General features: G+C 69.8%; 12 protein-coding genes. 8 read left to right on the top strand and 4 right to left on the bottom strand.

All coding sequences use genetic code 11. The features are described from left to right. Positions 1 to 82 precede the first annotated feature (82 nt). Positions 83 to 1828, top strand: coding sequence for a glycoside hydrolase family 13 protein (locus ACVWWH_RS09305; RefSeq protein ID WP_457316386.1), 1746 nt, complete (start codon positions 83 to 85; stop codon positions 1826 to 1828). A 231-nt stretch (positions 1829 to 2059) separates the two neighbouring features. After that, on the top strand, positions 2060 to 3061 hold the full coding sequence (locus tag ACVWWH_RS09300) for an alcohol dehydrogenase catalytic domain-containing protein (protein WP_066496578.1): 1002 nt from the start codon (positions 2060 to 2062) through the stop codon (positions 3059 to 3061). A gap of 55 nt (positions 3062 to 3116) precedes the next feature. Here ACVWWH_RS09300 and ACVWWH_RS09295 read toward each other — a convergent pair whose 3' ends face one another. After that, complete coding sequence (locus ACVWWH_RS09295) at positions 3117 to 3662, bottom strand: flavodoxin domain-containing protein (protein ID WP_066496580.1); 546 nt, start codon at positions 3660 to 3662, stop codon at positions 3117 to 3119. A gap of 171 nt (positions 3663 to 3833) precedes the next feature. Continuing rightward, positions 3834 to 4388, bottom strand: coding sequence for a TetR/AcrR family transcriptional regulator (locus ACVWWH_RS09290; protein ID WP_457316385.1), 555 nt, complete (start codon positions 4386 to 4388; stop codon positions 3834 to 3836). Between the two features lie 155 nt (positions 4389 to 4543). On the opposite strand from ACVWWH_RS09290, the gene ACVWWH_RS09285 reads away from it, so the two are divergent. From ACVWWH_RS09285 to ACVWWH_RS09265, 5 genes are all read left to right on the top strand, one after another. Beyond that, positions 4544 to 4879 carry a cupin domain-containing protein gene (locus ACVWWH_RS09285; protein WP_457316384.1) on the top strand — a complete coding sequence of 112 codons (336 nt, stop codon included), beginning with the start codon at positions 4544 to 4546 and terminating at the stop codon, positions 4877 to 4879. A 15-nt stretch (positions 4880 to 4894) separates the two neighbouring features. Further along, positions 4895 to 6196, top strand: coding sequence for a flavin monoamine oxidase family protein (locus ACVWWH_RS09280; protein WP_457316383.1), 1302 nt, complete (start codon positions 4895 to 4897; stop codon positions 6194 to 6196). Positions 6197 to 6224: 28 nt separating this feature from the next. After that, entirely contained in the window at positions 6225 to 7706 is a 1482-nt protein-coding gene (locus tag ACVWWH_RS09275) for an APC family permease (protein ID WP_457316382.1), read from the top strand. A gap of 166 nt (positions 7707 to 7872) precedes the next feature. Then, the gene (locus ACVWWH_RS09270; RefSeq protein ID WP_457316381.1) at positions 7873 to 8196 is read left to right on the top strand and encodes a YciI family protein; all 324 of its coding nucleotides are present in this window, start codon (positions 7873 to 7875) and stop codon (positions 8194 to 8196) included. Beyond that, positions 8193 to 9431 carry an RNA polymerase sigma factor gene (locus ACVWWH_RS09265; RefSeq protein WP_457316380.1) on the top strand — a complete coding sequence of 413 codons (1239 nt, stop codon included), beginning with the start codon at positions 8193 to 8195 and terminating at the stop codon, positions 9429 to 9431. Before ACVWWH_RS09270 ends, ACVWWH_RS09265 begins: the two co-directional genes overlap by 4 nt. A 49-nt stretch (positions 9432 to 9480) precedes the next feature. Here ACVWWH_RS09265 and ACVWWH_RS09260 read toward each other — a convergent pair whose 3' ends face one another. After that, positions 9481 to 10026 carry a flavodoxin domain-containing protein gene (locus tag ACVWWH_RS09260; protein WP_457316379.1) on the bottom strand — a complete coding sequence of 182 codons (546 nt, stop codon included), beginning with the start codon at positions 10024 to 10026 and terminating at the stop codon, positions 9481 to 9483. 294 nt (positions 10027 to 10320) lie between these two features. Between ACVWWH_RS09260 and ACVWWH_RS09255 the strand changes: the two genes are divergently transcribed. Next, the gene (locus ACVWWH_RS09255) at positions 10321 to 11772 is read left to right on the top strand and encodes an amino acid permease (protein ID WP_066496609.1); all 1452 of its coding nucleotides are present in this window, start codon (positions 10321 to 10323) and stop codon (positions 11770 to 11772) included. Positions 11773 to 11843: 71 nt separating this feature from the next. Here ACVWWH_RS09255 and ACVWWH_RS09250 read toward each other — a convergent pair whose 3' ends face one another. Continuing rightward, the gene (locus tag ACVWWH_RS09250; RefSeq protein ID WP_457316378.1) at positions 11844 to 12104 is read right to left on the bottom strand and encodes a hypothetical protein; all 261 of its coding nucleotides are present in this window, start codon (positions 12102 to 12104) and stop codon (positions 11844 to 11846) included. Positions 12105 to 12225: the final 121 nt, after the last annotated feature.

The following is a 12225-nucleotide window of genomic DNA, read 5'->3' as shown; positions in this document are numbered from 1 at the left end:
TATAAATGCGTCAAGCATAAAAATAGAAGGTGTTCGGACTCCGCCCCCGCGGACGGCCCACGGACGCCGCCAAGGAGAAGCCATGACCGCCGCAGGCACCGCTCGTCCCCACGCCGATTCCGCCGCCGACCCGCAGTGGTTCCGCAGCGCGGTCGTGTACCAGATCTACCCGCGCAGCTTCGCGGACTCGGACGGGGACGGGGTGGGCGACCTCCGGGGGATCATCGGCAGGCTGGACTACCTCCATCGTCTCGGGGTCGACGTCGTGTGGCTCTCGCCCGTGTACCGGTCTCCGCAGGACGACAACGGCTACGACATCAGCGACTACCGGGACATCGATCCGCTCTTCGGCTCGCTCGCCGACCTCGACGAGCTCATCGAGGGCCTGCACGCCCGTGGGATGAAGCTCGTCATGGACCTCGTGGTCAACCACACCTCGGACGAGCACCCCTGGTTCGCCGAGTCCCGCGCCTCGAAGGACTCGCCCAAGCGCGACTGGTACTGGTGGCGCCCCGCCCGGCCCGGCCACGAGCCCGGCACCCCCGGCGCCGAGCCGAACAACTGGGCCTCCTTCTTCTCCGGGCCCGTCTGGGAGTTCGACGAGGCCACCGGCGAGTACTACCTCCACCTCTTCTCCCGCAAGCAGCCGGACCTGAACTGGGAGAACCCCGAGGTCCGCCGGGCCGTCTACGCGATGATGAACTGGTGGCTGGACCGGGGCGTGGACGGCTTCCGCATGGACGTCATCAACTTCCTCTCGAAGGACCCCGCGCTCGCGGACAGGCCCCTCGCCCAGGGGGAGCTCTACAGCCACGACCGCAGTGGCTACGTCTGCGGCCCGCGCATCCACGAGTTCCTCCAGGAGATGCACCGCGAGGTGTTCGCCGAGCGCGGGGCCGGCCTGCTCCGGGTGGGCGAGATGCCGAGCGTGACCGTCGAGGATGCTGTCCTCTTCACCGACCCCGCCCGCGGGGAGCTGGACATGGTCTTCCAGTTCGAGCACGTGAACCTGGACCACGGCAACGGCAGCAAGTGGCAGCCCGGCACGCTCCGCCTCACCGAGCTCAAGGCCTCGCTCAACCGCTGGCAGGAGGGCCTCGAGGAGCGCGGCTGGAACAGCCTCTACTGGGGCAACCACGACCAGCCGCGCGCCGTCTCCCGCTTCGGCGACGACGGGGAGCACCGCGAGCTCTCGGCGAAGATGCTCGCCGGCGTCCAGCACCTGCACCGCGGCACGCCCTACGTCTACCAGGGCGAGGAGCTGGGCATGACCAACATGGCCTTCGGTGGGATCGACGCGCACCGGGACATCGAGGTCCTCAACCACTACCGCGAGGCCACCGACGGGCTCGGCCTCGACCCGGTCCAGGTCCTCGAGGCCATCGCCCCGCTCAACCGGGACAACGCGCGCACCCCTGTCCAGTGGGACGCCGGCCCCAACGCCGGGTTCACCACCGGCACGCCGTGGATCGCGGTCAATCCCAACGCGGCGGAGATCAACGCCGCCGACCAGGTGGACCGTGACGACTCCGTCTTCGCCTTCTATCGCGAGCTCATCCGGCTCCGCCACGAGCTGCCGGTCATCGCGGACGGCGATTTCACGATGCTCCTGCCCGAGCACGAGGCCGTCTACGCATTCACCCGCCGCCTCGACGGCACCGAGCTGCTCGTCCTCGGCAACTTCTCCGGCGAGCCCCAGCGGGTCGACGTGGGAGACCCGGGCTGGGCCGACGCCGAGGTGCTGCTCGGCAACTACCCCGACAGCCCCGGGCTGGACCTGCGGCCGTGGGAGTTCACCTGCCGTCTCCGCACCGTGGCGGCCGGCTGAGAGGGGCCGGAACCACGACGCCGGTGACGCGCCCGCGCGGGTGCGTCACCGGCGTCGTGCGCGGGTAAGGGGAGTGGGTTGCGGCCCTGACGGGCCGGAGGCAATAATTTAGCTCGGCCATCTAGCAATACGACAGTCGAGAAGAATTCCTCGGCTTCCCCCAGTCGGCGCCAAGGCGCCATTGCTAGCCTGTGCCGCGGTCAAGCAAGCCCTTCGACGAAAGGTGTCCCCATGCGAGCCATCCAGATCCCCGCCGCCGGCGAGTCCCTCGAAGCCGTGGACCGCGACGTCCCCGAGGTCCCGCGCGGGCATGTGCTCGTGCGCGTCTCCGCGTGCGGCGTCTGCCACAGCGACGTGATGCCGGGCGCCGGCATGGCGTCCTCCTACCCGCGCATCCCCGGGCACGAGGTGGCCGGCACCGTCGAGTCCGTCGGCGAGGGCGTGGAGCAGTGGAAGCCCGGCCAGCGGGTGGGCGTGGGCTGGTTCGGCGGCGCGTGCTTCGTGTGCGACGCCTGCCGCGACGGCGACTTCATCTCCTGCCGCGTCGGCAAGGTCACCGGCCTGACGTCCGACGGCGGCTATGCCGAGTTCGTCGTCGCCCCCGCGGACGCGCTCGCCGCCGTCCCGGACGGGCTCAGCGACGCCGAGGCCGCCCCGCTCATGTGCGCCGGCGTGACCACCTTCAACGGGCTGCGCGAGAGCGGCGCCCGCCCCGGCGACGTCGTGGCCGTCCTGGGCCTCGGCGGCCTCGGCCACCTCGGCGTGCAGTTCGCGGCCCGCATGGGCTTCGAGACGGTCGCGATCGCCCGCGGGGCCGAGAAGGAGAAGTTCGCCCGCGAGCTCGGCGCCCATCACTACATCGACAGCACGGCGGACGACGTCGCGGGCTCGCTCGCCGCGCTCGGCGGCGCCACGGTGGTGCTCGCCACCGTGACGGACGCCGAGGCGATGACCGCCACGATCGGCGGCCTCGCGCCGCGCGGGAAGCTCGTGGTGCTCGGCGTCCCGCAGGAGCCGCTCTCCGTCCACGCCGGGGCCATCATCGGCGGCAGCCAGGCGGTGGCCGGGCACGCGTCCGGGTCCGCGAAGGACTCCGAGGACACCCTGAAGTTCGCGGCGCTGACCGGCGTGCGCCCGCTCATCGAGGAGTACCCGCTCGAGAAGGCCGCCGACGGATTCGACCGCATGATGTCCGGCAAGGCCCGCTTCCGCGTGGTCCTCACCGTCGACTGACGCCGACTGGACGGAGCGCGGCAGGGTGGAAGCCTGCGGCCTGGAGGCGGCGCCCCTACGCGGGTGTCGCCTCCAGCTCTGCCGCGAAGTCCTCGGCGAACCGCCGCACGCCGTCCCACTCCGTGTAGACGTAGTCGCGCGAGGTGTCGGTGCCGAGGTCCCCGGGCTTGTCCTCCACGATCCGCTTCATCACGTGCCGCATGAGGAAGTTCAGGTGCTTGTAGGGCAGGCCGCCGCCGAACAGGGCGATCCTCTTGGGGAGCCAGCCTGACTGCTCCTCGAACTTCTTGACGTAGCCCTCCGCCTCCTCGGTGTCGCCGCCCGCCGCGGAGAGGCTGACCGAGAAGAACGCCGACGGCACGCCGACGAGGGCGTGGCGGTTGCGGCGGACGTAGTCGACCACGTGCTTGTCGTGCTTGCCGCCGTGGACGGACCCGCCCACGATCACGCCGTCATAGTCGAAGAGCGCGGGATCGGCGCTCTCCTTGACGTCGCAGGTGTCGGCCTCGACGCCCCGGGTGCGCAGGACGCCTGCGATGAAGTCCGCGATCTTCGCCGTCTGCCCCTCGTGGGTGCTGTAGGCGACCAGGACCTTGCTCATGGCGGTTCCTCCTCGGGCTGGGGCTGGCTTCATGCTGCGCCCGGCTCGGCCCGGCATGAAGTGTCCAAGGTCCCGCGGCGGGTCAGGCGTGGATGACCTGGTAAGCGCCTGCACAACTAAGCGTCCGCCTAATTCTTTTGGGAAGAGGCGGCCGGAAAGATGCTGACGGCGTCAGCGCCGGTCCAGCAGCTCCCCGAGCCGCACGATCGCCGCCGCGATCTCGTCGCGCGAGGAGACGGTGAGCTGCTGGAGGACGAGGCCGTCGAGCGCGGCGAACACAGCGCGCGCTGCCGCGCGGTCCGGACGGTGGCCGTAGTGGGCGAGGAAGTGCTCGACCAGGCTGATGTAGCTCTCGTAGAGATTGTTGGCCATCCTCCGAAGCTCGGGACTGCGCCGTGAGGCCAGGATCATGTAGTACTGGAAAATCTGGAGGTTCGGCTCGTCGGCCACGACGCGCGTGAGCGACGAGGCGAAGTCCGCGTCCAGTTCCGAAGCGAGCGTCAGGTCGGCGAGCTGCTGCGACCTCTGGACTGCCCACACGGTCGCGGCCTCCAGGAGGGCTTCTTTCGAGCCGAAGTGGTGGGAGATGAGCGTGTTGTTCACCCCTGCCCGCTGGGCGACCTTCCGGTAGCTCAGTCCATCCAGGCCTTCTTCGGCGACGACGTCCACCACGGCCCGGATGAGCGCCTCTCGTCCTGAGCCGTACCGGACCTCGCTGATTGTCATGGAACCGATCCTACCGGCGAACTCCCAGAAAAACTCTGCAGGTGCAGAGCTTGACACTGCAAACTAAGCAAGTGCAGAGTTGAGGAACGTGATGCACGCCACCTCTAGGCGGCACGGAACCCCCCCAGCCATCCCCTTCGCAAAGGAGCGATCCCATGAGCGCCCCCATCTTCCACACAGCCACCGACCGCGGGCTGGCCGAGCCCTTCGCGGTGGGCCACGTCCAGTGGCTCCGCAGGCCGGGCGACGGCGAGCGGCCCGAGCTCTCCGGCGGGATCTGGACCGTGACGCCCGAGGACGCGCCGGAGACGTTCGACCTCGCCTTCGAGGAGGACGAGACGCTCTACATCGTCGAGGGCCACCTTCGCATCGAGGTGATCGGCGGGGAGACCTTCGACCTCACCGACGGGAGCATGGCCTCGTTCAACAAGGGTGCGAAGACGCGCTGGACCGTGGTCAAGCCGACCACCGAGTTCTTCGTCTACAGCTGACGGGACCGAGCGACCATGCAGAACACCTCAGACGTCATCGTCATCGGCGCCGGCTTCGCCGGCCTCGTCGCAGCCCGCGAGCTGGGACGGAAGGGCCTGAGCGTCCAGATCCTCGAGGCCCGCGACCGTATCGCCGGACGCACCTGGCTCGAGCCCCGGATGGGCCGCAACCTCGAACTCGGCGGGACCTGGGTCCACTGGAGCCAGCCCCATGTCTGGGCAGAGCTCACCCGCTACGGCATCGGCGTGGTCACCGCCCCGGAATTCGAGAAGGCCTACTGGCATGCCGACGGCAGGCTCCACGCGGGCACGCCGGATGAGCTGATGGCGATCCTCGACGGGCCGAACCGCAGTTTCCTCGCACCGTCCCGCCAGCTCATCCCCCTGCCGTACGAGCCGCTCGCCAACCCGGCGGTGAAGGAGGCGGACCAGCTGACCGTCGCCGAGAAGATCGACGAACTCGGCCTCGACACGGTCGCGGACGAGCTCATGCGCAGCTTCTGGGCCCTGAACTTCAACGGCCGCATCCAGGACGCCGCCTACACCCAGGCCCTCCGCTGGGCCGCGGCCGCCTTCCACGAGTGGCCCGTCATGTTCGAGACCTGCGCGACCTACAAGGTCCAAGGCGGCACCCAGGCCCTCGCCCGGGCCATCCTCGACGACAGTGGCGCAACGCTGACGCTCGACGCCCCCGTTGCACAGGTGCGCCACGACGAGAAGGGGGTCGTCGCCGTCGGACGCTACGGCACCGAGTACACCGCCCGGGCCATGGTCGTGACCGTGCCCCTGCACACCCTGGACGGCATCCGCTTCGAGCCGGAGCTGTCCACGGGCAAGCGGGAGGCCGCCGAGCGCGGACAGCTCGGCCTCGGGGCCAAGCTCTGGATCAAGGTCAAGGGCCGCCACGAGCGCTTCGTGGCCATGGGCCCCCAGGAGTGGCCGCTGAACTTCGTCCAGGCCGAGTACCTCGATGCCGAGAGCACCACGCTCGTGGCCTTCGGCCCTGACGGGCGCTCCGTCGACGTCGAGGACGCCGCCGCCGCCCAGGAGATCCTGCGCCGGTGGATTCCCGAGATCGAGGTCCTCGAGGTCTCCGGCCACAGCTGGGTCGAGGACGAGTACGCCCGGGAGACCTGGCCCATGCACCGTGCCGGCTACCTCTCCGAGAGCCTGCCCGAGCTCCAGCGTCCCGAAGGCCGGATCCACCTCGCCGGGTCCGACTACGCCAACGGCTGGGGCGGATTCATCGACGGCGCCATCGAGAGCGGGTTCACCGCAGCCCGCAACATCACCGAGCAGCTCCACATCCGGCCGTGAAGCCGGTCATACTCGAACAAGGATCACTATGAGCAGCATCGAAGCCTCAATCGGCGACCGCGACGACGCGGCGGCCTCGCCGCCCACAGCCCACACCGGCCACTCCACTGCCCTGCGCGCCGGGACGATCGGCGTCGCCGGCATCGTCTTCTTCGTCTTCTCCACCCAGGCCCCGCTGACCGGCATCGCGGGCGCCACGGCCCTGGCCGTCGGACTCGGCAACGGCGCCGGCGCGCCAGGCGCCTACCTCGTCGTCGGCCTCGTCATCATGCTCTTCGCCGTCGGCTTCGTCGCGATGAGCCGCAGCGTCGACACCCACGGCGGCTTCTACGCCTACGTCAAGGCTGCCTTCGGCCGGCGCCTGGGCGGCGCCGCCGCGTGGCTCGCCATCCTCACCTACGTCTCCGTGCAGGCCGGCATGTACGGCCTCTACGGCGCCTCGTTCTCGGCGCTCCTGGGCGCGGCCGGCCTCGACGTGCCCTGGTGGATCCCCACGCTGGTGACCGTGGCACTGGTCCACTTCATGGGCACCCGCAACATCGAGCTCGGAGCCAGGGTCCTGGCCGTCCTGGTCGGCCTCGAATCGGCCATCCTGCTGGCCTTCGCGCTCAAGGTCGTCTTCACCGGTGGTGGTCCGGAAGGGCTCAATCTCGCCGCGAGCTTCAGCCCCTCCGCGGTGATGGCCGGGGCGCCCGGCGTGGCCATCATGTTCGCCATCGCCTCGATGTTCGGCTTCGAGTCCACGGCCATCTACTCGCAGGAGGCCAAGGACCCCAAGCGCACCGTCGCCCGGGCCACGTACCTCTCCGTCTGCCTCATCGCGGGCTTCTTCGCCTTCGTGTCCTGGACGATCGTCACCTTCTACGGAGCCAGCAAGGTCGGCGATGCCGCAGGCGCCGCGCTGCAGTCCGGGGACACCACCTCGTTCGTCTTCGGTGCCATCGTCTCGACCCTCGGCCCGTGGGCAGGGCTCACGGCCCAGATCCTGCTGCTGACCTCCCTGCTGGCCGGCGTCATGGCCCTGCACAACAGCGTCAACCGGTACTTCCACTCGCTCGCGCTCCACCGCTCGCTGCCCGCAGTCCTGGCCAGGACCAACAGGCACCAGGCCCCCTCCCGCGCCGCCATCGCCCAGACCGCACTGACCGTGGTGCTCATAGCCCCGTTCGCGGTGTTCGGACTTGACCCGGTCCTGACCCTCTTCTCATGGTTCTCGGGCCTCTCGGTCGCGTCCCTGCTCGTCGTCTACGTGCTGACCTCGGTTGCGGTCGTCGTCTACTTCCGCCGCAACCGCACCGACACGAGCGTCTGGAAGACCCTCATCGCCCCGGCGGCCTCCACCGTGCTCCTGATCGGCCTGCTCAGCCAGGTCGTGGCCAACTTCAACCAGCTCATCGGCGGCGACGAGACCACCGCGGCCATCCTCCTCGCCGTCGTCCCGGTGTTCTTCATCCTCGGCATCGTCCTCGAGCGCAAGAACGCCGGTGAGGAGCTGACTCCTCACCTCTAGGGGAGCCGGCCGTGGCGAAGGAGCTTCCAGCTCTTCAGCTGGGAGCTCCTTCGTGCGGCGGCTTGAACCCGTCCGCCCGCCGGTGTCCGATAGGAGCAGGCCCGTTCGTTGCAGGGGTGAGCGGCCGCCCGTGCAGGGCGCCACCGAACCACAGGAGATGATCCTCATGCAGTACCTGGTGTCCGTCCTCAACGACAGCAACGAGCTCGCGACCCCCGAAGAGGACGCCGCGATCGACGCCTTCAACGAGAGGCTGCAGGCCGAGGGCCACTGGGTCTTCGCCGGCGGCCTCGGCGCCCCCGCCTCCGCCACCGTCATCGACAGCCGCAACGGCGAGCCGGTCATGACCGACGGTCCCTTCGTGGAGACCAAGGAGTGGATCGTGGGCTTCTGGATCATGGAGGCCCCGGACCTGGACGCCGCGCTCAGGCTCGCCGCCGACGGGTCGAGGGCCTGCAACCGGCGCATCGAGGTGCGGCCGTTCCTGTGAGCGCCGCCGACGCAGGGGAGGCGGGGGAGGCCCTCGCCCGGACCCACCGCCAGGAGTGGGTGCGGGTGGTCGCCTCGCTCGCACGGCGCTTCGGCGACCTCGATGTGGCTGAGGAGGCGGCGGCCGAGGCGTTCGCGGTCGCCGTCGAGCGGTGGCCCCACGACGGCGTGCCGCCCAACCCCGGTGCGTGGCTGACCACCACCGCGAACCGCAAGGCGATCGACCGGATCCGCCGCGAGAACAGGCGCGACGACAAGCAGCAGGAGGCCCTCATGCTGCGCGACGAGGCACCGCCGGAACCGCTCGGCGCGGTCGACGACGACCGGCTCCGGCTGATCTTCACCTGCTGCCACCCTGCCCTGGCGATGGAGGCCCGGGTGGCGCTGACCCTGCGGATGGTCGGCGGGCTGACCGTGCCGGAGATCGCCCGCGCGTTCCTCGTGCAGGAGGGCGCCATGACGCGGCGCATCACCCGCGCGAAGGCGAAGATCGCGCAGGCCCGCATCCCGTACCGCGTGGCGTCCGCCGAGGACCTCCCGGCCCGCGTCTCGGGCGTGCTCGCGGTCCTGTTCCTCGTGTTCAACGAGGGCTACCTGGCGACCGGACCGTATACCGACCCCCTCCGGCCGTCCCTGACGGCCGAGGCGATCCGGCTCGCCCGCCTGGTGCGGGACCTCCTCCCGGACGACGGCGAGGCGGCCGGCCTGCTTGCGCTCATGCTGCTGACCGAGGCGCGGCGCACGGCCCGGGTTGCGGACGACGGCGCACTGGTCCCCTTGGGCGAGCAGGACCGTTCGGCCTGGGACACCGCGCTCATCGCCGAGGGCCACCGTCTCGTGCGCGAGCGCCTGGCCTCCGGCGAGGCCCCCGGGCGGTACCAGCTCCTCGCGGCCGTCAACGCCGTCCACACCTCCGCCCGCCGAGCAGGGGACACCGACTGGCGGCAGGTCGTGGCCCTCTACGACCAGCTCGTCCGCCTCGACCCCTCGCCGGTGGTCGCCCTTAACCGGGCCGTGGCGGTGGCCGAACTCGACGGCCCCCAGGTCGGGCTGGCGCTGATGGAGCCGCTGGGGGAGGCCCTGGCCGGGTACCGGGCGTACCACGCCGCCCGCGCCGAGCTGCTGCGCCGCCTCGGCCGCAGTGCGGAGGCCCACGCGGCGTATGACGCTGCGATCGGGCTGCCGGGCAACGCCGCCGAGACTGCGTATCTGAGACGCCGCAGGGAAGGGGCCTGAGCGGGAGGCAACGCCGGGCGCCCAGACCGCCCAGCAGGTGTCGGCCGCCTTACCGGGCGGCCTTCTCCAGCCCGGCGGCGAAGTCCTCGGCGAACTGCCGGACGCCGTCCCACTCGGTGTAGACGTAGTCGCGGGAGACGTCTGTGCCGAGGTCCCCGGGCTTGCTCTGGACGATCTTCTTCATCATGTACCGCATGACGAAGTTGAGGTGCGTGTAGGGCAGGCCGCCGCCGAAGAGGCCGATTCTGCCCGGCCGCCACCCGGTCTGCTCCTCGAACCGCTCGACGTGGCCCTCCGCCTCCTCGATGTCGTGCCCCGCGGCCGCCAGGCTCACTGAGAAGAAGGCCGAGGGCGCTCCCGTCAGCGCGTCGAGGTTCTTGCGGACATAGTCGACGACGCGCCTGTCGTGCTTGCCGCCGTGGACAGAGCCGCCGACCATCACGCCGTCGTAGCCGGACGGAACGGGTTCGGCCGGGTCCTTGAGGTCCGAGACGGTGACCTCGAGGCCGTGGCCGCGCAGGATCTCGGCGATGAAGTGCGCGATCTTCGCGGTCTGGCCTTCGTGCGTGCTGTAGACGACGAGAACCTTGCTCATGGCGGTGCCTCCTGGGGGCGTTTTCCCCATGGTCCGCCCGTCGTTGACGGCCTTGCAGTGGCGAAGGTCCCGCGGGCGCGGCCCGCTGTCGCCCGCAGAGACGCAGGGATTCGTCGGAAGAACCGAACGGTACAGTTCGGAAAAAGTTGCTTTACCTGATGGGATGGATCTCCGGATACTGTTCAAGGTCGATGTGGCCGGCGTCACGTTCGATGGGGAAGTCGCCGCCCGCGCAGGCCGCAGAGTTCGTAAGGGCCCGAACCGCGGGCCCGAAGCACAGGGTGGGAGTTCTCGATGAGTGGGCAGAATCCTCAATCAGTGTGGCGCCGCAAGCCACTGGAGGAGATGGAAGACGAGACGGTCAAGAGCGGGCTGTTCAGGAGCCTCGGGCTCTGGCAGCTCACGGCGATCGGCGTCGGCGGGATCATCGGCGTCGGCATCTTCTCTCTCGCCGGGCTCGTGGCGCACGGCGACGCCGACAACCCCGGGGTGGGCCCGGCGGTCCTGATCTCGTTCCTCGTCGCGGGCCTGGCCTCGGCCGCCGCGGCGCTCTCCTACGCCGAGTTCGCCGGGATGATCCCGCGCGCCGGGTCGGCGTACACCTACGGCTACGTGGCGCTGGGGGAGATCACCGGCTGGTTCATCGGCTGGGACCTGCTGCTGGAGTACATCGCCATCGTGGCGGTCGTGGCCATCGGCATCTCCGGCTACCTGGATGCGTTCCTGGGCGGATTCGGCGTGCACCTGCCAGCGTGGATGGCTTCCACGGTCGATGAGGGCAAGGGCGGCCTCATCAACCTGCCGGCCATTCTTATCTGCCTGCTCGTCACGCTGATCCTCAGCCGCGGGACCAAGGCGTTCGGCCGCTTCGAGCTCGCCGTGGTGGCGATCAAGGTGGTCCTGATCCTGTTCATCGTGGGCCTGGGCATCTTCTACATCAACACCAACAACTACACCCCGTTCATGCCCAGCGGCTTCGGCCCGGTGATGAGCGGCGCCGCCACGGTCTTCTTCGCCGTCTTCGGCTATGACGCCATGAGCACCGCGGCCGAGGAGGCCACCGAGGGCAAGAAGCACATGCCCAAGGCGATCGTGCTGTCCCTCATCATCGCGATGCTCCTCTACGTCGCCGCGACCCTCGTCCTGACCGGCATGCAGAACTACAAGGACATCGACCCCAAGGCGGGCTTCGCCTCCGCCTTCGCCGGGGTGGGCCTGCCGGTGATCGCGAGCATCATCTCCGTCTTCGCCGTGCTCTCCATCCTTACCGTGATGCTGACCTTCCTCCTCGGCGTGACCCGCGTGTGGTTCTCGATGAGCCGCGACGGCCTGCTGCCCAAGTGGTTCTCCAAGGTGGACCGCGGCGGCACCCCGCAGCGCGTCACCTGGATCGCGGGCCTCGGCTCGGCGTTCCTGGCCGGCGTGTTCCCGATCCGCGCCGTGGCGGATCTGACCAACATCGGCATCCTCGCCGCCTTCGTGGTGGTCTGCGTCTCCGTGATCGTGTTCCGCCGGACCAAGCCGAACGTCCCGCGCACCTTCCGCCTGCCGTGGATGCCGGTGGTCCCCGCCTTCGGCGTCCTGGCCTCGCTGTTCCTGATCTCCCAGCTGCACTGGGAGACCTGGCTGCGCTTCGTGGTCTGGCTCGCGATCGGGCTGGCCATCTACTTCGGCTACGGGCGCAAGCACTCGCTCATGAACCCGGACAGCCCGCGCCGTCTGGAGGAGGCCAGCCAGCGCGGCTGACGCACCCCTCTGCGAGGCGGGCGGACGACGGCGGGCGCGCGCCCGCCGTCGTCCGCCCGCCTTTCGCGGTGCTACTTGCGCATCTTGCGGGGCTCCATCATCCCGGCGGCGAGGATCGCGGCCGCGAGCTGCGGTGCGTCCTCCCTGCGGAAGTGGATGGCGCGGCTCGTCTCGCACATGCACGCGTGGTCCGGGTCGATCTGCAGGAGCGGGTCGTCACCGGGCAGGATGGCCGGCCACACCGCGAGCACGTCGCCCATCTCCTCCGAATCCTTGTAGACAATGGTGGGGACCACCGGGTTCTTGGCGTGCTTGGACTTGGACTTGGCCATGGGGCTTCCTTTCACTGGCGGCTGCTGCCGCTACGCGGAACGCGCTCCGCGTAGACCCCACTGATTGCGCAGGGGCCTTCCCAGAGGTGAAGAGCAAGTCGGTGCCATAGGAGGAGGGTGG

This window comes from Sinomonas sp. RB5, assembly GCF_054063535.1.
Note: the sequence above shows the minus strand (reverse complement) of the source record. Positions and strands in the feature narration are given on the sequence as shown.

Excerpts from the sequence above, each read along its gene's own strand:
- ACVWWH_RS09305 (WP_457316386.1), top strand. The coding sequence starts at position 83 with ATGACCGCCGCAGGCACCGCTCGTCCCCACGCCGATTCCGCCGCCGAC.
- ACVWWH_RS09300 (WP_066496578.1), top strand. The coding sequence starts at position 2,060 with ATGCGAGCCATCCAGATCCCCGCCGCCGGCGAGTCCCTCGAAGCCGTG.
- ACVWWH_RS09295 (WP_066496580.1), bottom strand. The coding sequence starts at position 3,662 with ATGAGCAAGGTCCTGGTCGCCTACAGCACCCACGAGGGGCAGACGGCG.
- ACVWWH_RS09290 (WP_457316385.1), bottom strand. The coding sequence starts at position 4,388 with ATGACAATCAGCGAGGTCCGGTACGGCTCAGGACGAGAGGCGCTCATC.
- ACVWWH_RS09285 (WP_457316384.1), top strand. The coding sequence starts at position 4,544 with ATGAGCGCCCCCATCTTCCACACAGCCACCGACCGCGGGCTGGCCGAG.
- ACVWWH_RS09280 (WP_457316383.1), top strand. The coding sequence starts at position 4,895 with ATGCAGAACACCTCAGACGTCATCGTCATCGGCGCCGGCTTCGCCGGC.
- ACVWWH_RS09275 (WP_457316382.1), top strand. The coding sequence starts at position 6,225 with ATGAGCAGCATCGAAGCCTCAATCGGCGACCGCGACGACGCGGCGGCC.
- ACVWWH_RS09270 (WP_457316381.1), top strand. The coding sequence starts at position 7,873 with ATGCAGTACCTGGTGTCCGTCCTCAACGACAGCAACGAGCTCGCGACC.
- ACVWWH_RS09260 (WP_457316379.1), bottom strand. The coding sequence starts at position 10,026 with ATGAGCAAGGTTCTCGTCGTCTACAGCACGCACGAAGGCCAGACCGCG.
- ACVWWH_RS09255 (WP_066496609.1), top strand. The coding sequence starts at position 10,321 with ATGAGTGGGCAGAATCCTCAATCAGTGTGGCGCCGCAAGCCACTGGAG.
- ACVWWH_RS09250 (WP_457316378.1), bottom strand. The coding sequence starts at position 12,104 with ATGGCCAAGTCCAAGTCCAAGCACGCCAAGAACCCGGTGGTCCCCACC.